This window comes from Streptomyces sp. NPDC059679 (assembly GCF_042734105.1).
Taxonomy (GTDB): domain Bacteria; phylum Actinomycetota; class Actinomycetes; order Streptomycetales; family Streptomycetaceae; genus Streptomyces.
On sequence record NZ_JBHWES010000001.1, the window covers coordinates 203,434 to 223,745 of the forward strand.

General features: G+C 70.6%; 24 protein-coding genes and 2 pseudogenes. 14 read left to right on the plus strand and 12 right to left on the minus strand.

Annotated elements, in window-relative coordinates:
* Positions 1-100: 100 nt before the first annotated feature.
* Positions 101-1,366: a M20 family metallo-hydrolase gene (locus ACFV2X_RS00960; protein ID WP_385609732.1), complete on the minus strand. Its 1,266-nt coding sequence runs from the start codon at positions 1,364-1,366 to the stop codon at positions 101-103.
* A 124-nt stretch (positions 1,367-1,490) separates the two neighbouring features.
* Positions 1,491-2,612: a diaminopropionate ammonia-lyase gene (locus ACFV2X_RS00965; RefSeq protein ID WP_385609733.1), complete on the minus strand. Its 1,122-nt coding sequence runs from the start codon at positions 2,610-2,612 to the stop codon at positions 1,491-1,493.
* Between the two features lie 98 nt (positions 2,613-2,710).
* Here ACFV2X_RS00965 and ACFV2X_RS00970 point away from each other — a divergent pair, with 98 nt between their 5' ends.
* The 3 genes from ACFV2X_RS00970 (at position 2,711) to ACFV2X_RS00980 (ending at position 4,681) form a co-directional block, all read left to right on the plus strand.
* Entirely contained in the window at positions 2,711-3,655 is a 945-nt protein-coding gene (locus ACFV2X_RS00970; RefSeq protein WP_385609734.1) for a LysR family transcriptional regulator, read from the plus strand.
* Between the two features lie 117 nt (positions 3,656-3,772).
* Positions 3,773-3,958 carry a DUF1737 domain-containing protein gene (locus ACFV2X_RS00975; protein ID WP_385609736.1) on the plus strand — a complete coding sequence of 62 codons (186 nt, stop codon included), beginning with the start codon at positions 3,773-3,775 and terminating at the stop codon, positions 3,956-3,958.
* Between the two features lie 48 nt (positions 3,959-4,006).
* The gene (locus ACFV2X_RS00980) at positions 4,007-4,681 is read left to right on the plus strand and encodes a hypothetical protein (RefSeq protein WP_385609738.1); all 675 of its coding nucleotides are present in this window, start codon (positions 4,007-4,009) and stop codon (positions 4,679-4,681) included.
* 94 nt (positions 4,682-4,775) lie between these two features.
* Here ACFV2X_RS00980 and ACFV2X_RS00985 read toward each other — a convergent pair whose 3' ends face one another.
* Both ACFV2X_RS00985 and ACFV2X_RS00990 read right to left on the minus strand, forming a co-directional pair.
* Positions 4,776-6,044: an MFS transporter gene (locus ACFV2X_RS00985; protein WP_385609739.1), complete on the minus strand. Its 1,269-nt coding sequence runs from the start codon at positions 6,042-6,044 to the stop codon at positions 4,776-4,778.
* 76 nt (positions 6,045-6,120) lie between these two features.
* The gene (locus ACFV2X_RS00990) at positions 6,121-6,894 is read right to left on the minus strand and encodes an MBL fold metallo-hydrolase (RefSeq protein ID WP_385609741.1); all 774 of its coding nucleotides are present in this window, start codon (positions 6,892-6,894) and stop codon (positions 6,121-6,123) included.
* Between the two features lie 100 nt (positions 6,895-6,994).
* Between ACFV2X_RS00990 and ACFV2X_RS00995 the strand changes: the two genes are divergently transcribed.
* The 3 genes from ACFV2X_RS00995 (at position 6,995) to ACFV2X_RS01005 (ending at position 8,628) form a co-directional block, all read left to right on the plus strand.
* Complete coding sequence (locus ACFV2X_RS00995; protein ID WP_385609742.1) at positions 6,995-7,591, plus strand: CGNR zinc finger domain-containing protein; 597 nt, start codon at positions 6,995-6,997, stop codon at positions 7,589-7,591.
* A 170-nt stretch (positions 7,592-7,761) separates the two neighbouring features.
* Positions 7,762-8,172 (plus strand): zinc-binding dehydrogenase, encoded by a 411-nt coding sequence (locus ACFV2X_RS01000; RefSeq protein WP_385609744.1) that lies wholly within the window; start codon positions 7,762-7,764, stop codon positions 8,170-8,172.
* A gap of 87 nt (positions 8,173-8,259) precedes the next feature.
* Positions 8,260-8,628, plus strand: a complete 369-nt coding sequence (locus ACFV2X_RS01005) for a VOC family protein (protein ID WP_385609746.1) — start codon at positions 8,260-8,262, stop codon at positions 8,626-8,628.
* Positions 8,629-8,669: 41 nt separating this feature from the next.
* Here the strand turns inward: ACFV2X_RS01005 and ACFV2X_RS01010 are convergent.
* Positions 8,670-8,918 (minus strand): annotated as a pseudogene (locus tag ACFV2X_RS01010) (oxidoreductase); the annotation flags it as partial.
* A 189-nt stretch (positions 8,919-9,107) separates the two neighbouring features.
* Between ACFV2X_RS01010 and ACFV2X_RS01015 the strand changes: the two are divergent.
* Positions 9,108-9,683, plus strand: coding sequence for a hypothetical protein (locus tag ACFV2X_RS01015; RefSeq protein ID WP_385610354.1), 576 nt, complete (start codon positions 9,108-9,110; stop codon positions 9,681-9,683).
* Here the strand turns inward: ACFV2X_RS01015 and ACFV2X_RS01020 are convergent.
* Positions 9,610-10,959: pseudogene (locus tag ACFV2X_RS01020) on the minus strand (DHA2 family efflux MFS transporter permease subunit); the annotation flags it as partial. The gene ACFV2X_RS01015 and the pseudogene ACFV2X_RS01020 sit on opposite strands and share 74 nt — an antisense overlap.
* Before the next feature lie 187 nt (positions 10,960-11,146).
* On the opposite strand from ACFV2X_RS01020, the gene ACFV2X_RS01025 reads away from it, so the two are divergent.
* Positions 11,147-11,482, plus strand: coding sequence for an ArsR/SmtB family transcription factor (locus ACFV2X_RS01025; protein ID WP_385609747.1), 336 nt, complete (start codon positions 11,147-11,149; stop codon positions 11,480-11,482).
* Between the two features lie 51 nt (positions 11,483-11,533).
* Here the strand turns inward: ACFV2X_RS01025 and ACFV2X_RS01030 are convergent, their stop codons facing one another.
* Positions 11,534-12,193 carry a DsbA family oxidoreductase gene (locus tag ACFV2X_RS01030; RefSeq protein WP_385609749.1) on the minus strand — a complete coding sequence of 220 codons (660 nt, stop codon included), beginning with the start codon at positions 12,191-12,193 and terminating at the stop codon, positions 11,534-11,536.
* Complete coding sequence (locus ACFV2X_RS01035) at positions 12,190-13,026, minus strand: SDR family NAD(P)-dependent oxidoreductase (RefSeq protein WP_385609751.1); 837 nt, start codon at positions 13,024-13,026, stop codon at positions 12,190-12,192. Before ACFV2X_RS01035 ends, ACFV2X_RS01030 begins: the two co-directional genes overlap by 4 nt.
* Positions 13,027-13,283: 257 nt before the next feature.
* Here ACFV2X_RS01035 and ACFV2X_RS01040 point away from each other — a divergent pair, with 257 nt between their 5' ends.
* Both ACFV2X_RS01040 and ACFV2X_RS01045 read left to right on the plus strand, forming a co-directional pair.
* The gene (locus tag ACFV2X_RS01040) at positions 13,284-13,808 is read left to right on the plus strand and encodes a TetR/AcrR family transcriptional regulator (protein ID WP_385609753.1); all 525 of its coding nucleotides are present in this window, start codon (positions 13,284-13,286) and stop codon (positions 13,806-13,808) included.
* Positions 13,809-13,920: 112 nt separating this feature from the next.
* Positions 13,921-14,397: a tautomerase enzyme gene (locus tag ACFV2X_RS01045; RefSeq protein ID WP_385609754.1), complete on the plus strand. Its 477-nt coding sequence runs from the start codon at positions 13,921-13,923 to the stop codon at positions 14,395-14,397.
* Positions 14,398-14,429: 32 nt separating this feature from the next.
* Here the strand turns inward: ACFV2X_RS01045 and ACFV2X_RS01050 are convergent, their stop codons facing one another.
* Positions 14,430-15,020 (minus strand): TetR/AcrR family transcriptional regulator, encoded by a 591-nt coding sequence (locus ACFV2X_RS01050; RefSeq protein ID WP_385609756.1) that lies wholly within the window; start codon positions 15,018-15,020, stop codon positions 14,430-14,432.
* Between the two features lie 102 nt (positions 15,021-15,122).
* Between ACFV2X_RS01050 and ACFV2X_RS01055 the strand changes: the two genes are divergently transcribed.
* From ACFV2X_RS01055 to ACFV2X_RS01070, 4 genes are all read left to right on the plus strand, one after another.
* Positions 15,123-15,554: a 4-oxalocrotonate tautomerase family protein gene (locus ACFV2X_RS01055; protein ID WP_385609757.1), complete on the plus strand. Its 432-nt coding sequence runs from the start codon at positions 15,123-15,125 to the stop codon at positions 15,552-15,554.
* On the plus strand, positions 15,547-16,584 hold the full coding sequence (locus ACFV2X_RS01060; protein ID WP_385609758.1) for a zinc-binding dehydrogenase: 1,038 nt from the start codon (positions 15,547-15,549) through the stop codon (positions 16,582-16,584). The genes ACFV2X_RS01055 and ACFV2X_RS01060 overlap by 8 nt, the downstream gene beginning before the upstream one ends.
* 134 nt (positions 16,585-16,718) lie before the next feature.
* On the plus strand, positions 16,719-17,030 hold the full coding sequence (locus tag ACFV2X_RS01065) for a hypothetical protein (RefSeq protein WP_385609759.1): 312 nt from the start codon (positions 16,719-16,721) through the stop codon (positions 17,028-17,030).
* Between the two features lie 191 nt (positions 17,031-17,221).
* Complete coding sequence (locus ACFV2X_RS01070) at positions 17,222-17,662, plus strand: PPOX class F420-dependent oxidoreductase (protein ID WP_385609760.1); 441 nt, start codon at positions 17,222-17,224, stop codon at positions 17,660-17,662.
* Positions 17,663-17,708: 46 nt separating this feature from the next.
* Here ACFV2X_RS01070 and ACFV2X_RS01075 read toward each other — a convergent pair whose 3' ends face one another.
* From ACFV2X_RS01075 to ACFV2X_RS01085, 3 genes are all read right to left on the minus strand, one after another.
* On the minus strand, positions 17,709-18,581 hold the full coding sequence (locus ACFV2X_RS01075; protein ID WP_385609762.1) for a hypothetical protein: 873 nt from the start codon (positions 18,579-18,581) through the stop codon (positions 17,709-17,711).
* A 72-nt stretch (positions 18,582-18,653) separates the two neighbouring features.
* Positions 18,654-19,076: a hypothetical protein gene (locus ACFV2X_RS01080; protein WP_385609764.1), complete on the minus strand. Its 423-nt coding sequence runs from the start codon at positions 19,074-19,076 to the stop codon at positions 18,654-18,656.
* Between the two features lie 144 nt (positions 19,077-19,220).
* Positions 19,221-20,138, minus strand: a complete 918-nt coding sequence (locus ACFV2X_RS01085) for a sigma-70 family RNA polymerase sigma factor (protein WP_385609766.1) — start codon at positions 20,136-20,138, stop codon at positions 19,221-19,223.
* Between the last annotated feature and the right edge of the window lie 174 nt (positions 20,139-20,312).

Sequence of the window (20,312 nt, forward strand, 5' to 3'; positions counted from 1 at the left end):
TGTCGATGCCGCCCCGGGGGATCAGGGGCGGGTGGTACGTGGGGGGTGGCGGTGTTTTGACCGGCTGTGGGCTCTGTGCGGTGTGGGCCGCCGTGGGCGATCAGTCCTGGTCGGCCAGGCGCAGGAGGGTGGTGGCCAGCACGTCGACTCCGTGGGCGCATGCCTCGGGCGTGGAGTACTCGCGGGGGTTGTGGCTGATGCCGTCGTACTCACCGCGTACGAAGATCATGGCGGTGGGGCAGAGCGCGGCGATCTCCTGGGCGTCGTGGCCGGCGCCGGAGAGCAGGGAGATGTGCTCCAGGCCGTGGTCGTCGGCGGCTTGGGCGATGACCTTCTGCACACCGTCGTCAAAGGGCACGTAGGCGGTCTTGGCCATCCGCCGGGTGGTCAGCGACAGGCCCGACTGGCTGTTCTCCAGGTCGCGCAGGAACGCGGCCAGGGCTTCCTCGGCGCGGGCCATCCGAGCGTCGTCGGGGTTGCGCAGATCGACGGTCATCTCGGCACGGGCCGGGACGATGTTGGTCAGGTCCGGGTGGACGATCAGATGGCCGACGGTGGCGCGCAGTTCGCCGTACTCGCCGGAGTCGACCAGGGACCGCAGCTGGACGATGATCTGCGCGGCGGCGAGGCCGGCGTCGGCGCGCAGATGGGTGGGGGTGGTGCCGGCGTGGGCGGCGCGGCCGTGGATGGTGATCTCCTGCCAGGAGATGCCCTGCACGCCGGTGACGACACCGACCGGGACGTCGTGCTCGGCGAGGACGGGGCCCTGTTCGATGTGGCATTCGACGTAGGCGTGGGGCGGGGCGAGGCGTACGTCGGTGGGGCCGGCGAAGCCGGTGCGGATGAGTTCGCCGCCGAGGGTCTGGCCGTCGCGGTCGGTCAGGGTGTGGGCGTACTCCAGGGTGAGGCGGCCGGCGGCGACGGCGCTGCCGAGCATGTCGGTGCCGAAGCGGACGCCCTCCTCCTCCGTGAAGACGCCGACCTCGATCGGGCGGCGGGTGGTGATGCCGCGTTCGTTGAGGGTGCGGACGACCTCGATGCCGCCCAGGACGCCGAGGCAGCCGTCGAAGGCTCCGGCGGTGGCGACGCTGTCGATATGCGAGCCGGTCAGGACCGGGGCCCCGGTCGGGTCAGTGCCCTCGCGGCGGCCGTACATGTTGCCCATCCGGTCGATACGGACGGCCAGTCCGGCCTCTTCCATCCAGGCCACGACCCGGCGGCGGCCGGCCGCGTCGGCGTCGGTCAGGGCGAGACGGTTGACGCCGCGCAGGCCGGTGCGCTCGTCGTCGTACGCGCCGATCTCGGCGAGGTCCATGAGGGACTCCCACAGGCGATCACCGTTGATCGTGATCTTCCGGCTTGTCATGGCTTGTCTCCAGGTGGTTGGCGGAAGCGGTGGTGAGGTGGGCGATGGTGAGGGCGGATCAGTGGGCCGGGGTCGCGACCACGAGCCCGAAGCCCAGGAACACCAGGTAGCCGGCCCCGGGCGCTCAGTGATCGGTGGTGGAGTGCGGGTTGGCGGCCGCGCCCTCGGTGCTCAGCAGTACGACGACCGAAGTCGCGGCCATCCCCAGCGCCGTACGGCGTTCTCCGCCGCCCGCGCCGGTGAGCACCGCGCGCAGACCGGCGAGCGTCGCCGCCCCGCAGGGGCCCGAGGAAACGCCGAGGGCGGCGAGGCGGGCGGCGGCGTGGGCACTGTCGGCGTCAGGGATGGCGACAGCGGCGTCCAGCCCGCCGTTGAGATGAGGCCAGGCGATGCTGGACGGGGTGCCGCAGTTCAGTCCGGCCATGGTGGTCTCGCCGGTGGTGACGCCGACGGGTGCGCCGCGGATGAGGCTTTCGAGGACGCAGGGCGCGGCCTCCGGCTCCACCGACAGCAGCGCCGGAGCCCGCCCCGAGGGACGGCTGCGGTAGTGGGTGATCACGGCCTGGGCCAGCGAGCCCACGCCCACCGGGATGGAGACGAGGTCGGGTCCGTCGGCGATGCCCTGTGCCGCCAACTGCTCGTCGATCTCGGCGCAGAGGGTGGAGTAGCCCTCGACGATCCATCCCGGGATCTGCTCATAGCCCGGCCAGGCGGTGTCCTGGACCAGGACCGCGTCCGGTGCGGCGGCGGCCCGGGCCGCCAGGCGTACGGCCTCGTCGTACGCCCCCTCGACCTTGGTGACCTCGGCCCGCTCGGCGGCGATGGCCGCCACGGCCTGCGGATGCACACCCTGCGGAACGAAGACGTGGGCGTACTGCCCGAGCAGACGTGCCGTACGGGCCACCGCGCGGCCGTGGTTGCCGTCGGTGGCGGTCACCAGGGTGACCGGACCCGATGCTCGACCGCTCGCGGCCCGCTCGGCCAGGGTGCGGTGGACCGCCCAGGACGCGCCCAACGCCTTGAAGGCGGGCAGCCCCAGACGGCATGACTCGTCCTTGACGAAGACCCGGCCGACCCCCGACTCGGAGGCCAGCTGCGGGAGTTCGGTCAGCGGGGTGGGCGCGTAGTCGGGCAGCGCGGCATGGAAGCCCCGCACCTCGGCGGGCGCGGGATCACACCGCCAGGTACGGGCGCTGGGCCGTACGAACCACGGCAGCGCACGGGAGGAGGAAAGGTTCTCAAGCACACGATCAGGGTCCGATATCCCCCTAGGATCGGTCCAGCGAATGTTTTCAACGTATACTCATCGGAAAAACCGACCATTAAAGAAGATGTGGGCCGGCGATGTTCGATCTGCACCGACTGCGCCTGCTGCGCGAACTCAAGCACCGCGGCACCCTGGCGGCCGTCGCCACAGCCCTGTCCTACGCGCCCTCTTCCGTCTCTCAGCAGCTCTCCCAGCTGGAAGCCGAAGTCGGCGTCCCGCTGCTGGAGCCGGTCGGTCGGCGGGTGCGGCTGACCGAGCAGGCCGAGATCCTGGTCGCCCACACCGAAGCGGTCCTCGAACGCCTGGAGCGTGCGGAGGCCGATATCGCCACCTCCCTCACCGAGCTGACCGGCACCCTGCGCATCGCCTCGTTCCAGACGGCCGCCCTGGCCCTGGTCCCGACCGCGCTGAGCCTTCTGCGCGATCTGCACCCGCACCTGCGCGTCCATGTCACGCACATGGAACCGGAGAAGGCCCTGCCCGCCCTGCAAGCCCGTGACTTCGACCTGGTCCTCGCCGAGGAATACCCCGGCAACCCCAACCCGCGGCCCGCCGAACTCGAACAGGAAGACCTGCTCGAGGACCCCCTGCACCTCGCACTGCCGGAGCCGGCCGAGAACACCGATGGCCCGGACACCGGCGGCCGGGGCACTGACACCCCGCTGGCGGCGCTGCGTTCACTGGCGGACCACCCCTGGGTGATGGAACCCGAGGGCACAGCCGCGCGGCATTGGGCCATGACCCTGTGCCGCAACGCCGGCTTCGAACCCGACGTACGGTTCGAGACCACCGACCTGCTGCTCCACCTCCGCCTCGTCGAGCAGAAACACGCCGCGGCCTTCCTCCCCGACCTCGTCTGGAGCGGCCAACCTCCGACCGTCACCCTGCGACGACTCCCCCGCGGCCGGCGCACTCGCCGCGTGTTCACCGTCGTACGCCGTGGCCGCAGCCAGCACCCCGCCGTGCTCGCCTGCCGGGACGCCCTGCTCCGGGCAGCCGCCCTCCGCTCCGACCAGGCGTAGGGCGGGACACCGCCGGGGAATCGGAGGAGCGGATCACGTCGTGGCATCCTGGCAGGACTCGCCATACTTCACGGGTGCCGAGCGTGCCGCGCCGGCCCTTGTGGAATTCTTCGCCTCATGAGCACACCACCAGACGGACTGCCCATCTACCGAGTCCTGACCGGACCGGACGACGCCACGTTCTGCCAGCGCGTGAGCGAAATGATTGGCCTTGGCTACGAACTGTACGAAGGTCCCGCCGTCACCTTCAACGGTGAGAGGGTCATCGTCGCCCAGGCGCTGATCTGGCCGACACGGTCGTAGGGACCTGCCGGGGCCAGGTTGTCAGACGCCGCTGCCACGCTCCCGATCATGAGCGATGACGGATTCGGCTTCGAGTGGATACAGGAAGACCTCACCTCCTGGGGTTTCTACCTGGAGATGGTCAAAGGCGTGAGCGTCGAGGAACTGGCGGCGATGCTGGGGGCGGACCCCGACCTCGGCATCATGTCCCCTGACGTGTTCAACACGGCGGTGCGCCTGTCCACGAACATCCCGGACTGGGCCAGGTTGGGCGAGCACGCGGGGTGGGCCTTCGCCTTGTGCGGGGGCGGCGACGGCTTCTATATGCGCCATCCCGACCATGTGCGGCATCTGTGGGCGGGCCGCACATGGCTGAACATCATGGACACCACCATGGACCCGCCCACCATCCACGTCATCGTGGACGGAGAGCTGGACTGGAGCTACTTCGACGGCGAGGTCCACGAGGTGGTGAGATCGGATCACCCCCTCACCCAGCGGATGATCCCCGAGCTCAGGCTCGGCAGCGTCGACCCGGACCCCGCCTTCCCCGACGAGCCGGACGAGTGGGGGCTGCACGTCCCGCCCATGCGGGATGTGTACCGGCTGATGGGCGAGCACTACGGGCTGAACCTGCCCCGCAGGGCCATTGTCGACGAGGACCTGGTCGGGGTGTTCACCTCCCCGCGCGTGTACGCCAGCGGGGAGCGGAACACCAGGTACGACAACATTCGCCTGCCCTGAACCGACCTCGGGCTGTGCCCTGCCGGGCTGTGTTGTGCCGGCGATCAGTGTGCGGGGCGCGCGGGAGAGCGGATGGATGCCAGGAAACCGTCGCTCAGCGGCTGCGCGCAAAGACGACGACCGTCGGCACGATGGCCAATGCCAGGATGCCGCCGCCGACGGCCAGGACGGGATAGCCGGCGCCTGCGACGACCAGGCCGGAGGCCAAACCGCCCGTGGCGCCCGCGATGGCGATGGAGACGTCGACCAACCCCTGGGTCCTGGCACGGGTGGCCAGGGGGACGGCATCCGTGATGATCGCGGTGCTGCTGACGAGGCCGAGACTCCAGCCCACGCCCAGCAACGCGAGCGCCACCGCGAACATGGCAGCGGAACCGACGGGGGCGTTGGCGGCGACGATCCCCGCGGCCAGCAGGACCAGCGCGGCAGCGGCGGCGACCGTGAGCCGGCCGTATCGGTCGACGAGCCAGCCGGACAGGGGCGCGGGCAGATACATCGCCCCGATGTGGATCGAGATGACCAGGCCGGAGGCGGCGGCGCCGTGGCCGTGGTCGTGCATATGGACCGGCGTCATCGTCATAATCGCGACCATGACCAGCTGAGTGACCACCATGACCAGCGCACCCACCAGAACGCCGGAGCCGCGCCGTCCGGCCGCCGGCCGCACCCGACCGCCGACATCGTCCGGGCGCGCGACCACCGCGGCGGCACGCTCCGCCTCCAGTGTGCGGGCCAGCAGCAGCGGGTCGGGACGCAGCCATACGGCCAGAACCAGGGCGGCCAGCGCGTAGGCGGCACCCGAGAGAAGGAACAGCCCGGTCAGGCGGGGGATGCCGAGGGCGTGCGCCAGGTCACCGGCGGGCGCTGCGAGATTGGGGCCGACCACGCCGCCCAGGGTGGTGGCGACCAGCACGGTGGACACCGCGCGGGCGCGGTACGCAGGATCCGCCAGGTCGGCACCGGCGTAGCGGGCCAGCAGATTCGTGGCCGCACCGGCACCGTAGACGAACATCGCGGCGAACAGCAGCACGGAGCTGCCGGCGACGGCGGCGGCGATGACGCCCGCGCTGCCGATGGCACCGGCCAGGTACCCGGCGGCAAGGCCGGGGCGGCGGCCGCGCGCTTGAGAGATACGGCCGACCGCGACGGCCGCCAGCGCGGAACCGGCGGTGGACAGGGCGCCGAGCAGACCGGCAAGGCTGGTGGAGCCGAGCATGTCCTGCGCGAGCAGGGCACCGACGGTCACCCCCGCCGCCAGCCCGGCGCCGCTGAACACCTGAGCGGCAATCAGGACGATCAGGACGCGGCGCTGCGCCTGGGACCGCGGGAGATCCTCGACCCGAGCGGGCACGGTAGTCGTCACAAGAGAGTTCTTTCGCTAGGCGCGCGCTAGGCGCGACCCGGACGGCGACAGGCCACCGGCCCGCCCGGCCGCGTGGTCAGCCCCGGTCGCCCAGGTCCAGGCGGTCGAGTAGCCCGGCGTCCGTAAAGGCGGCGATCAGTTCGTCACGGCCCTCGGTGAAGTGCGCCCAGCTGTCGTAGTGGACGGGCACCACCCGGCGCGCACCGAGGATCCGAGCGGCTTCAGCCGCCTGCGCGCTGTCGAGGACGATCAGCGCGCCGTCGAAGAGGACGGAGAAGCGGGGAGCCCCGGCGAACAGGATGGCGGTGTCCACCGGGCCGAGCCGTTCGGCGATGTCCTTGACCAGGTCGAGCGAGGCGTTGTCGCCGCTGACGTAGACCGCGGGAAGGCCCTCCGCGGTCAGCACGAATCCGACGACTTGGCCGGTGATCGGCTCGACGTCCTCGCGCGCGCCGGGCCCGTGGACGGCGGGCACGCCCGTGACGGTGATCGTGCCGCCGCCGGGGCGGTCCAGCTCGATCGACTCCCAGTCGGCCAGCCCCTTGGCCCCCTCGCCCAGGCGCTGCCCGCCCCCGGGCGTCGTCAGGGTCAGCGGGACGTCGGCGAGCAGGGCCCGGCCGGAGTCGTCGAGGTTGTCGGGGTGTTCATCGTGGGAGAGCAGGACCACGTCGATACGGCCGAGGTCGGCCGGCGCGGCGGAGGAGGGCGCCGTCTTGGTCAGCCGTCCGCCCGGCACGTGGTAGTCGCGGGGCTCGTCGAAGGTGGGGTCGGTCAGGAATCGCAGGCCCCCGAATTCGAAAAGGGCCGTCGGGCCGCCGAAGACACGGACGGGGATCTGCTCAGTGGGCATACGGACGCCAGGCATGAAAACCTCACGGATGTAGAGCGGCTTATCCGTGAGGGACGATAGCCGTGTCTCACGGATGAACACAAGCCGTACCATGACAGCCATGCGCGAGACTCCGACCGCCGAATCCATGCCGCCGCCCGCGCCGGGGGCGGAGGAATACCTCGCCCTCGACTTCGCCAACAGCGCCATCGCGCTGCCCGGAGGGCACTTCATCGATCTCCTCGGCACCCCCGGTGCCACGAATCGATGGTTGACCGAACGCGGCCTCGCGCCGGCCGACGCCGGGGTGCAGGAGATGTGCGCGGCGCAGCTGCGCTCCCTGCGCGAACACCTCAGATCGCTGTTCGCCGCCCGCGTCACCGGGCTGCCCGCCCTGCCCTCGGCGCTGTCCGCCGTCAACGACGCGCTGAGCAAAGCTCCCACGGCCGCGTTGCTGTACTGGGACGAGAAGAAAGGCCCCTACCGCGCGGCCCCGTGCCCCACCAACGAAATCCTCGACCGCGCCCTCGCGGCCCTCGCGGCCAACGCGGCCGACCTCCTCACCGGCCCCGACGCCGACCGCCTCACCGGCTGCGGCTCCGCCCCCTGCAACCGCTACCTGCTGCGCCACGGGCGCCGCCATTGGTGCTCCACCCGCTGCGGCGACCGCGCCCGCGCCGCCCGCGCGTATGCCCGGCGCACCCGCCCGGAAGCCTGACCATAGCGGCGGCCGTCGGGCGGTACGGCGCATCAGAACACGGCGCTACCCCGGCGCCTCCACAGCCGCGCCCATCCTCCGCGACTCGGCGACGGCCACCGCCGCGCGCACCAGCGCGGCCGCACCACGGCTGCGGGAGCGCTCCGGCCGCGGAGGTCTGTGTTGTACAGATGGCGCCCGAGCACGGCACGGTGCTCGTCATCGGCGCGACGGGCGGCGTCGGCAGCTTCGTGGTGCAGGCCGCCGCGGCCCGTGGAATCCGGGTCATCGCGACGGCGTCCGCCCAACTCGCCGAACAGGTGCGAGAGCTCGGTGCCACCGACATCGTCGTCCGCGGCGCGGAGCCCCTGCTCCAGGCGCTGCGCGGGCCCGCGCCCGAAGGTTTCGACGCGATCCTCGACCTCGTCGGCGACCGCTCCCTCACCAGCGGCGTGGCCGGCGCCGTACGGGACGGCGGCGCACTGCTCTCGACCGCCTTCGGCCTCGACGAACGGCTCCCCCTGGAGGAGGCACCGCGAGCCCTCCTCGACGGCATCGAGGTCGCGGGGCTGCGCGGCAAGACCGTGCTGCGGGTGCGCTGACCCTTCGGGCGTGAATCACCGTCTGCGGGGGAGGTGGCCACCTCTAGGGTGTGCATGGCGGAAGTCCACGGATCGGCCGGAGGTGCCATGTCCCTGCAGATGAAGTTGTCCGCGGTAACACTCGACTGCCCTGATCCGCTGGCCCTGGCGGCGTTCTATCAGCAGGCCACCGGGCTCGAACCGCACCCGAAATCCGACGCCGACTTCGCTGGTCTCACGTCTGAGGACGGGCTCTTCATCGGCTTTCAGCGAGTCGACGACTATCGGGCTCCGCGCTGGCCCGATCAGGCCGTTCCCCAGCAGTTTCACCTCGACTTCGCGGTCGACGACCTGGACGAGGCCGAGGCCCGGCTGCTGGAACTGGGCGCGGGCAAACCGGACCACCAGCCGAATGCGGGTCGGTGGCGGGTCCTCACCGATCCGGCCGGGCATCCTTTCTGCCTGGTCAGAGGCTGATTGCTCGCTCATAAACAGCAGCGGACCGGGCGCCCGGCGGTTCAGCTCGCGGCCGCAAGCTGCTCCTGCGAGAGCGTCCACAGCCGCTGGGCGCCCACCGGGTCGATGGCATATCGGGCCACGCCGTGCAGGGGGCCGGTGCCGCGGTCGACGATCTCGGTCTCGTTGCAGTCGGAGAAGTAGCGGCCGCCGATGCCTTCCAGCAGGGGTGAGGTGGCGAGGAGTACGGACGTGGCGGCGCCCTGCTCGACCGTCTTGACGAGCTCGGCCGGGACCCTGCCGCTGCCGCGGGCGGGCTGCGGCCTGACCACCATGTCCTGCGCGCTGGCCTCCGCGGCGCCGCCCGGCGTACGGATCCTGCCGGTGCGCGGCGGGCCGCAGGAGCCGCGGCGCCTGCTCCCGGCGGCGGCCCTCGAAACCGCTGGTGGCTCCCCGGTATCGGCCGGTAGCGTGCGGGGACGACCTCACGGGGGGGTGGGCTGGTGCGGCCGGTGCTGCTGGTGGATGTCGACGGACCGCTGAATCCGTACGCGGCGAGGCCGCACAGGCGTCCCGAGGGCTATGAGACGCACCGGCTGCTGACACCGCGGTGGCATGCCGCCGAGCGGCGTCGGCTCGACGAGTGGGGGCTGCCCGACAAACCGGTCAAGCCGCTGCGGGTCTGGCTCAACCCGGACCACGGGCCGGCGCTGACCTCGCTCCCGTACGACCTGGTCTGGGCGACGACTTGGGAAGACGAGGCCAACGACTTCCTCGCGCCCCTCTTGGGGCTGCCCACCCTGCCGTTCATCCCCTGGCCCGAACCGCGGCCCGAGCCGGAGAACGGCGTGTTCTGGAAGACTCCCTCGATCGTCGCCTGGGCGCGGGGCCGGCCGTTCGCGTGGGTCGACGACGAGATCACGGACGCGGATCGCGTGTGGACTCGAGAACACCACGTGGGTCAGGCCCTGCTCCACCGCGTCGACCCTCGGACCGGTCTGACGGCAGCGGACTTCGCCCTGCTGTCGGACTGGGCACAGGGCTTGGCTCGGGCTTCACCATCCACAGACCGGTGAACACCGCGCCGGCCAGGGTGACGGCGCCCGCCGCGACGAAGGCGCTGTTGAGGCCGGCCTCGAAGGACGCGCCACCGGACTCCCGGGTGCGCACGATCGCTCCCAGCACGGCCACGCCGAGCACCGCGCCGATCTGCCGGGTGGTGCTGCTGATGCCCGACGCGAGGCCGCCCTCCCGCGGGCTCACCGCCTGGATGGCGGCGCCGGTCAGCGGGGACATGGTGAGGGCGAAACCGATGCCGACGACCGCCAGCCGCCACCACACGTTCCCGTAGCCGGTGTCCGCGTGGACAAAGCCCAGCGCCAGCAGCCCGAGACCGGCCAGGGCCAGGCCGGTGGTGACCACGATCCGGAAGCCGTACTTGGCGGCGAGGCGGCCCGCATACGGGCTGACGATCACCATGGCGAGGGAGGCGGGCAGGGTCTGCAGACCGGCGCGCAGAATCGAACTGCCCTGGACATACACGAAGAACTGGGAGAAGAAGAAGGACGAACCCATGAGCGCGAAACCCACTACGACCATGGCCGTGTTGGACACCGTGAACAGTTGCTGCCGGAACAGCCGCAACGGCAGCATCGGCGTCGCGCTACGTGCTTCGACGGCGACGAAGACGGCGAGGATCACCACCGCGGCGGCGAAGGTGCCCAGGATCAACGGCGAGGTCCAGCCACGGGAACCGCCCTCGATCAGCCCGTAGGCCAGTGCCCCCACGCCCAGGACGGACAGGACCGTCCCCGGGATGTCGATCGCCGGCGCGTTCGGATTACGGGACTCACGCAGGACGCGCAGTCCGGCCAGCAGCAGGACCGCGCCGATGGGCACATTGACGAGGAAGATGGCGGGCCAGCCGAAGGCATCCACCAGAATGCCACCGGCCAGCGGTCCGGCGGCCAGGCCGATTCCGCTGAATCCGGCCCACAACCCGATCGCCTTGACCCGTTCCTGCGGAACGGGATGCGCGGCGGCGAGCAGCGCCAGCGAGGCCGGGCTCAGCGCCGCGGCCCCGATGCCCTGCACCGCCCGTCCGGCGATCAGCCAACCGATGGACGGCGCGACGGAGCACACCACGGACGCGACGGTGAACACCGTGACGCCCGCCAAGAACACCCGCTTGCGGCCGAAACGGTCGGCGAAGACGCCGCCGGACAGCAACAGCATGGCGACCAGCAGCACATAGGCGTCGACAATCCACTGCAGACCGCTCAACCCGGTGTGCAATCGCTCCTGCATATCGGGCAGCGCCGCACCGACGATGGTGCTGTCGAGCAGCACCATGAACTGCCCCAGACAGGACACTGCGAGTAAGGCTGCCCGAGCCGATCGGCTGTCTACGGCCGCCGATGATCCAGCCGCTGTCGTGCCTTTGCGTGCGGTCAACGCCGTTCCCTCCCACGTTGCGGGTGCTCCGACACAAGATAGTTCCATAATCCCGAACTGTCGAACAGTTTGGTATCGTGGAGCCATGCGACCGCTCCCCCAGCCCGCCCGCGAGTCATTGACGCTCGCGCCAGTGCTGCACGCGCTCAGCGATCCGGTGCGCCTGGAATTGGTGCGGCGGGCCCGGGGCAATCCCGAGTCGACGTGCGCCGCTCTCGCCGACGGCATGGATGTGCCGATATCGACGCTGTCCAACCACTGGCGGATCCTGCGCGAGGCCGGGCTGATCAGCATGACCGTCGACGGAAGGCACCGGCGGATCCGGCTGCGCGGCGACGATCTCAGCAGCCGCTTCCCGGGCCTGCTCGATCCGATCCTGCGCCTCGCCGCGGCCGAGTCGCCGAACAGCGAGCCGCTGTAGGGCGGTTGCCGCGCCGCACCGCTCGTACCGCGGCGAGAGCCGGAGGCCGGTTCAGTTGTTCTCTGCCGTGGAGTTCGCAGAGACGGTGCGCAGCGCGGAGAGAAAGGTGTCCGACGACTGCGCGCCGGAGATGCCATAGGCGCGGTTGAGGACGAAGAACGGCACGCCCGTGGCGCCGAAGCGGCGCCCGTCGTCGAAGTCGGCCCGCACCTCGTCCGCGTACGCGCCACCCTCCAGCATCCGCCGGATCTCGTCCTCGGGCACGCCGACCTCGGCACCGAGCCGCACCAGCGTGTCGGGCTCGTCGACGACCTCGCCCTCGCACAAGTGGGCACGGAGCAGCCGCTCGTGCATCTGCCCGTCCAGTCCCTGCGCGGTGGCGAGGTGGGTCAGGCGGTGGGCGTCGATCGTGTTGACCGAGACGGCCGCTTCCAGGTCGTACTCCAGCCCCTCGGCGGCGGCGAGTTCGGTGACCTGCCGGGTCATAGCCCGTACCTGCGCCGGTGGGGCTCCCGTCTTCTCCGCCAACGTCTCGAAGACAGGCCGGCGGTGACCCTGGGGATGGGACGGGTCGAGCTGGAAGCTGTGCCAGCGCAGCTCCACCTCGTCGGCGTGCTCGAACCGAGCGAGTGCCGTCTCCAGGCGCCGCTTGCCGATGTAGCACCACGGGCAGACGACGTCGGACCAGATATCGATGCGCAGCGTACTCACCGGGCGCACACCCCATCGGTGCAGGCGGGTGCGGTGTCCAGGCCCAGGTTCATGAGAGGCACCCCGCCCGCAGCCCCGCCGGCCTGCGATACCGGCGTGGCGGGCCGGGCCTCCTCGACACGGTCGCGGTGGGTGTACATGTCCCAGTAGCACTCGGCGAGGTCGTCCGGGTCGACGGAGGGGATCTCGGTGGCGGTCGGCGCATCGGCATCCGCGGCGTCCGCGGCCTCCGCGTACAACTTGCGTCCGAAGTCGGCCAGTTCGCTGCCGTCGATGACGGCGTTGACGGTGAGGGTGGCCGCGTAGACGCCGGTGTCCGCCAGTTCACCGCTGAGGGAGTAAAGGTAGTTACGGGCCGCCGCCATCACCGGGCCGAGGCCGCTCATACAGGGCGCCGGCCGCACCGCCGAACCTCCGTGGCTGAGCAGGATGGCACCGTCCCCGCGCTCGGTCATCTCCGGCAGCACCGCGCGGACCACCTCGACCGGGGTGAGAAGGAACAGCCGTGACAGGCGCTCCAGAGTGCGGGCGTCCAGGTCCTTGGCCGGGGTGAAGAGCTGGTCGCCGCCGATCGGTCCGTACTCGACGACGTCGATGCGGCCGAACCGGTCGCGGATGGCGCCGATCAGGGCGGACACCTGCGCGGTGTCGGTCAGGTCGGCGGGGAAAGCGGCGGCCTCGATGCCCTCGTCGGCGAGCCGTCCGACGAGTGTGTCCAGGGCGTCCTTACGGCGGGCCACCAGGGCGACTCGGAACCCTTCGCGGCCGAAGCGGCGCGCGACGGACACGCCGAGGCCGGTACCGGCGCCGAAGACGGCGATCACTTTGGACATAGGGCTGCTCCCGCTGCTGTCGAGAATATTTTGACCCACAGGTCAAGTTATGCCTCGAGCCTGACATTCAACTTGACCCATGGGTCAAGTTCGCCGGGTCGCGGGATGCGACCATGGATGCCGGACACAGCGGACCAGGAGGAACACCGGATGCGGGCCGATGCGCAACGCAATGCGGAGAAGCTGCGAGCAGCCGCCGAGGTCTTCCGCGAACGCGGCCTCCAGGCCCCCTGAAGGAGATCGCCCGCCGCGCCGGCGTGAGCCACGGCACCCTCTACAACCTCTTCGGCACCCGCGAGGCACTGATCGACGAAGTGGCGGTCGACCTGGCGGCGGTCCGGCTCGACGAGGTCGCCGAGCAGGCCCTGGCCCACGACAGCGCCTGGGACGGATTCGCGTACTACATCGAGAAGGTGTGCGAACTCCAGGCCACCGAACCGGCGATCGGCGACGTGGTCACCGGTCGCTACCCCGGCGCCGCACGACTCATGGCCCTCTGCGACCGCACCCAGGCCGCCGCCGCGCGCCTCATCGGGCGCGCCCAGCAGGCGGGCGCCCTGCGCCCCGACTTCACCAGCGAGGACCTGCTGTTCCTCTTCGGTTCCAACGCCCTGCTGGCCCGCGCCGCCAAGGACACCGCTCCCGACGCCTGGCGCCGCGGCCTCGCCTTCACGCTCGACGGCCTGCGCACCGAAGCCGCCCACCCCCTGCCCGTCGCCCCGCTGTCCCCGCACCAGCATCAGCATCAGCAGGTGCTGGGCAACCTCACCGGCGCGCCGTAGCCGCGCACAGCAGGGCCAATTCAACGATCCCGCCCCTCGCGGGCCGTACCTATGACACCCGTTATAGGACTGGGGTAAGGTCTCGCTATAACGATCGTCATAGGAGGTAGCCGTGACCGTCATCACCGTGAACGCCCCGACAGGGCGCCTGACCCTCGAGCAGCGCCGCACGCTGGCCGAGACACTGACGGACGCGGTGCTCGTACCCGAAGTCGGCCAGTTCGCGCCGGCCGCACGGGTCGGGTTTCAGGTGCACTTCGTCGAGCGCGAGCCGGACATGATGGCCATCGGCGGACGCCTGCTCACCGACGCCGGTCAGGGTCCCGACGTCATGGTGATCGATGTGGCGGTCATGGACGGGGACTGGCGCCGGGAGGTCCGGGCCGAGGTCATCGAGCGCGTCCTGGCCGCGCTGACTGAAGCCTGTGGGCTGCCGGAGCCTTCGCCGACCTGGTGGGTCAACTTCCGGGTGATCGAGGAGGGCAGCTGGGGTTCGGGCGGCAGCGCGCTGTCCATCCTCTCCCCTCTGGAGAGCGGTGTGTTCACCGAGGAGAAGGCCAAGGCGATCCGCGCGGCGATCGGCGCCTGACCCCAATCGCCCTCCACCATCGGCCGGAACCGTCAGCCGGAGCCGTCGAGCGCGTCGGCGATCAGCGCTTCGAGCTGCTGCGCCACCTGATCCAGGGGTTGCATGCTGCGCTTGGCGCGGCACATGGCGATGGCACCCTCGACGGACGCCACGATGAGGGTCGCGAGCCCCGGAGCCCGTTCGGGAGCGGCGCCGTGGTCCCGTAGCGCCTGGGCGAGCAGCTTCTCCCAGTCCTCGAACGCCTCGGCGGCGGCGACGAGGGCGGGTGGGATCCCGTCGGCCGGTGGCTCCTCGACGGAGACGGCCAGTACGGGGCAGCCGGCTCGGAAGTCGCTCCCGACGACGATGCCGCGCCACACAGCCAGGAAGGCGCGCAGTCCGGCGGCCGGGCCCGCGTCCAGTTCCTTGCGCAGGACGCGGGCGACGGCCGTGCCCGCGTACCGCACCGCCTCGGTGGCCAGCTGCTGCTTGCCCCCGGGGAAGTAGTGGTAGGTCGAGCCGAGCGGCGCCTTGGCGTGTTTGGCCAGTTCACGGATGCTGGTGGCGTTCAGGCCACGTCTGCTGATCATGTCGGCCGCACCGGCCACGATGCGCTCGCGCGACGGCGCGCTGGATTTGGTCACGCCCGGGCTCCCCTCTGGCTATAACGCACGTCATAGTCTAGCGTGACCTCCGTTTATAACGACCGTTATAGGCCGTGAGCGCGGCCGAAGGGAGACTTCGCCATGCCGATGATCCGGCTCACCGCCCCGCCCGGTTCCCTGACCGAGGAGGGCCGCGAGAGCGTCCAGCGCGAGCTGGCCGCCGTCCTGCTGCGCTGGGAGGGCGCGCCCGACACCGCGTTCTTCCGCGCCCAGGCGTGGAGCTACCTCGTCGAGCTGCCCGACGGTGCGCAGACCACCGCCGAGGACGACGCGCCCCGCTTCCTCGTCGAGGTGACGGTCCCCCAGGGCGCGCTGTCCGAGCGGCGCAAGGCGGGCCTGGTCGAGGACGCCACCAAGACCGTGCTCGACGCGGCCGGGCTCTCCCCCGCCGACGCCCTGCGCGTATGGGCGCTGGTGCACGAGCAGCCCGACGGCAGCTGGGGTGCGGGCGGCTCCGTCCTCCGCTACGCCGACCTCGTGGCCCTGGTGAAGGAGCAGCGGACCGATGCGTGAACTGACCTACGTCGCCCGGCACACCGTCGAATGGCGCGAGGCCCCCGACCCCAAGCTCCGGTCCGGCCAGGAGGCGATCGTCGCCCCGGTGGCCGCGACCTCCTGCGACGTCGACTCCGCGATCCTGGCCGGACACGCCACGCGGCGGCAGCCGCATATCAAACACAGCGTTGATCCGCCGTTCGCCCTCGGCCATGAGTGCGTGGCGAAGGTCGTCGAAACCGGTGACGCCGTCACCACCGTGGCCCCCGGCGACCTGGTGGTCGTCCCCTGGTCCATCAACTGCGGCAGCTGCGACCACTGCCGCGCAGGGCTGACCGCGCACTGCTCGGCCGTACCGCATATGGCCATGTACGGCGCGCCGATCGGCGGCAACTGGGGCGGGCTCTTCTCCGACCTGGTCCGCGTGCCGTGGGCGGACGCCATGCTGGTCCCCCTGCCCGCCGACCTCGACCCGGTCGCCATGGCCTCGGCCAGCGACAACTGGTCCCTGTCCTGGCGCCTGGTCGCGCCCCATCTGAAGAGCAGGCCCGGGGCCCGCGTGCTGGTCGTCGCCCGCGGCAGCATCGGCCTGTACGTCTGCGACATCGCCCGCGCGCTCGGCGCCTCGCAGGTGCTGTACGTCGACCCCGACCCCGAACACCGCGAGATCGCCCGCGGCTACGGCACCGCCACCGCGGAAACCCTCGAGCCCGTACGGCACGGATTCGACATCGCCGTCGAGGCCACCGGCCGCGTCGACCAGCTCGCCCTGGCCGTCAAATGCCTCGCCCCGGAAGGCATCTGCGAGTCGGCGGGCAACCACTTCCGCCCCGGCGAGCTGCCCCTGCTCGACATGTACCTCACCGGCGTCACGATCCGTATCGCCCGTGACAACGTCCGCAGCCACATCCCCGACGCCCTCGAACTCGCCCGCACCGGCCACGTCGACCCCGCACGCGTCGTCTCCCACGTCCTCGACTGGGAACAACTCCCCGACGCACTCCCCGAGAAACACCTCAAGCCCGTCTTCGTCCGCGCCGACGGCTGACCACCTCAGGCCCGCCCGGCTACGGGCACGGCGCCCTGCGCTCCACCGGGATTCTTGTGTCCCCAGGTAATCCAGATGGCTGTCAGTCGGTCTGGAACTGCCACACCGACCGCAGCACTCCGAAGGAGTCAGGCATGATGCGACGCGTCACCACCACTGCCGGGATCCTGGCCGCCACAGGCGTCCTCACCCTCGGCATGGCCACATCAGCCTCCGCCTCTCATGGCGACCTCCGCAACAGCACCTGGCACGTCGTCAACCCCACCGGCTGTATTGCGGTACCGCTGGAAGACAACAGGTTCCACGTGTACAACTCCACCAACGAATACGCCCTCGCCTACGAGAACGCCAACTGCACCGGTCCCGTCATCGACGTGATCCCGCCCGGCGGCCGTTCCGCGGGAGGCGCCATCGCCATTCTGGGCCGAGCCGTCTGGGTCGACTGATGAACACCAGGCCCGGCTTCTGAACCGGGACGGCGGGGCGAGCACGGCCACCCGCGCCGTCGCCGTATGTGAACGGCGACGGCGCGGGTGGCTGCGCGGCCCGTGTGAAGCGACCGCGCCGCGCCCTGTCCGGAACCCTGGTGATCACCAATGCGTTGGATCGCTTGAGTATGTGAGTAAGGAGCGATCGCATGGCAGCCGCACTGGACGAGATCACACGCGCTTGGCTTCAGGAGCCCCGGTTCTGGCAGATGGCCACCTTGAACCCGGACGGTTCGCCGCAGTTGACACCGATGTGGGCCGACCTGGAGGACGGCCTGGTAGTCATCAACACCTCGGTCGGCCGCATCAAAGAGGAGAACCTGCGGCGTGACCCCCGGGTGTCGCTGTGCTGCATGGACACCGAGAACCCGTACCACCGGGTGGAGATCCGGGGCCGCGCGGTCCGCTTCGTGGCGGGAGAGCCGGCCGTGCGGGTCATGGACCGGCTCGCGCAGAAGTACCTCGGCACGGAGACGTTTCCCTGGCTGGCCCCCGGCGAGGTGAGAGTGGCGGTCTACATCGAGCCGTACCACGTCCACCGTGTGGTCGGCGTTGAGAAGTTCCGGCCCGGAGTGCTGCCGGACGCGTGAGCGTGATCTGTCCGAAGTCGGCTCTCGCGAAGTCGGCTCTCAGCCGTCAGGCGCCGTCGTGAGCGTCGACGTTCGTCAGGTAGCGGGTCCGCGCGAGACGGATCTGGGCGAACCACTGCGCGTGCTGCCGGATCTGCCGTTCCTGGTAGTCGGCCTCGGTTCGCCACCAGATGCGCACCAACGATGTGCGTCGCTTGCAGGCGACATCGGCCCGGGCCGTGGCGATTTCGGCTTGCGAGGGGGAATCCCCCGTCCACCGGGGGTCGTTGTTGGCGGCCATCGGGTCCGGGTAGCGGAAGCCCTCGCCACGCATACAGGCGCTCCAGCGGGCGAACGCCTTCACCACGTCCGGATGGCGTTTGGCGCGCTCGTAGGTGTCGGCCGAGATCCGGTCCAAGCGGCCGAAGTCGACTTTGGGCACATTGCGCAGCAGCTCGCTGTGCGCCTCCTTCTCGCAGCCCGACGTGCCGTCCCTGCCGTAGGCGGCTGTCCGCTCCTTCGCGGTAAGCCCCTCCTCGCGCCGGGCGATCCATGCCTCGGCGGCCTCTGAGCGGGGATCGGGCAGGGGGTGGTATCCGTACCGCTTCGCGGGCTCCGCTTCGATCAGTCCGTACCGACCGCGGTTCGGCCAGGACTCGGTGCGACGCCCGGGCAGCCGGAGCCAGTGGAATCCGCTGCGCGCCATGCAGGATCCGATCAGACGGTCCTGCGCCACCGCGATGCGTGCCACCTGAGGGCTGTCGAGGGTGTAGGCGTCGAAGGGAAGGACGAGGTTTCTCACCTCCCGTGTGGGGGCCGGAGGCCGGGGCGTGTGCTGCGCGGGGCCGCTGCCCGCTGGGTCGGCTTCGCCGGCGGAGCAGCCGGTGGCGACCAGGCACACGGCGGCCACGGCTGCCACGGCGGCCGGGCGAGCGTGCATCACATCAGCTCCCTGGGGAGCCGGGGCGCCCAGGTGGCGTGGCACGTGGGGCGCCCCGGCGGAAATCAGGTGTCAGTTACACCACTTGTAGAGCGAGCTGGTCTTGTACCCGACCCGGTTGTTGGCCAGATTGGCGTCCCAGCTCCACGGATCCATCTGGGTTTTCCGGCCGCGGTTCCAGTAGTCCGTCCACAGGGTCCAGTAGCAGCCGCGGGTGAGGTTCTTCACCGAGCGGATATGGTCGTTGACCTTTCCCCCATTGTTGAACCGGTTGTCGGACAGCTTCATGTCCGACTTGCAGAACTTCTTGTAGCCACCGGTGTAGTTCGTGTACTGGTATGCGTGCAGCGGCGCGGGGCACGCCGCCGCAGCGGTCGCGGCACCGCGTGCGTGGTCCGGTGCGGCGGGGCTGGCGCCCGCCGTCGGCGCCAGGAGAAACGCGCCGGCGACCGCCATGGCCCCCGCGCCAAGACCAAGCCGCATCTGCTGCTTCATATCAGGTTCGCCCCTTTCTTCCCGGGCCGACACCATCGGCCCGATATGGAAGATCCTGCCGATCGGGCGGAGCGAATGTCATCCGCAGGGGGCGACAGTTGCTTAGCACTGCGTGCCAGCCTGGTGGCGACGCTCGAACCGCCGCTACGGCCGACGCGGGACAGCTCGGTGGGACGACCGCTCGTACGCCCGGAGCTTCTCCGGCGTCAGGATCCAGTAGAACCCGTCGATCCCGTCCGGTCCCACGGTGATGGTCACCAGCGCGGTGGCGACACCCTCCTTGGCGGTCAGCAGAGCGGGACGGCCATTGACCTCGACGATGCGGTACTCGTCCCAGGGGATGAACTTCTTTGCGAATGTGCTGATCCTGGCCACACGCAGGGCTCCCGTGACCGCGACCCGTGCCACTCCCCGCATGCCGTTGCCGTCCGCGTAGGCGACGACGTCGGCCGACAGCAGCTCCTCAAGGGCGTCGATGTCGCCGGTCGCCGCGGCGGCGAGGAAGGCTTCCAGCAGGCGACGGAGCTCCGCCGTGTCGACGGGTTCACGGCGCTCGGCCGACAGTCGCTTACGGGACCGGCTGACGATCTGCCGTGTGTTGGCCTGGCTCAGCTGCAGAATGTTCGCGATCTGGTCGTACGGGTACTCGAATGCCTCGCGCAGCACATAGGCCGCCCGCTCCACGGGATTCAGTTTCTCCAGGAGGAACAGCACGGCCAGCTCAAGGGCCTCGCCGCGCTCGGCACCGACGTGCGGGTCCATGCTGGTGTCGATCGGCTCGGGCAGCCACGAGCCCACATGTGACTCGCGCCGCACCCGCGCCGACTGGGCCACGTTGATGGCCAGCCGCGTGGTCGCCGTCGCCAGGAAGGCCCCGGGATTCTCCACGACACTCCGGTCGGTGCCCTGCCAGCGCAGCCAGGCGTCCTGGACGACGTCCTCCGCCTCGTCCACGCTGCCCAGGATGCGGTAGGCGATGCCGAACAGCCGGGGTCGCAGCCGCAGGAAGGTCTCCGCCGCCTCGTCGAGCGAGTCAGGGGTGGGCTCGTCTGACCTGTTCATGCCGCCAATGCCTCCGCTACTGGACCGACCCACTCTGTGCTCGTGGCAATCCTAGTAATTCGGGCGCGGTTCAGCGTCACCGCTGGTCAGAGGCGCGAAGTGCGAGGCGTGAAGTGTGCGGCGTGAAGTGTGCGGCGTGAAGTGTGCGGCGTGAAGTGTGCGGCGTGAAGTGTT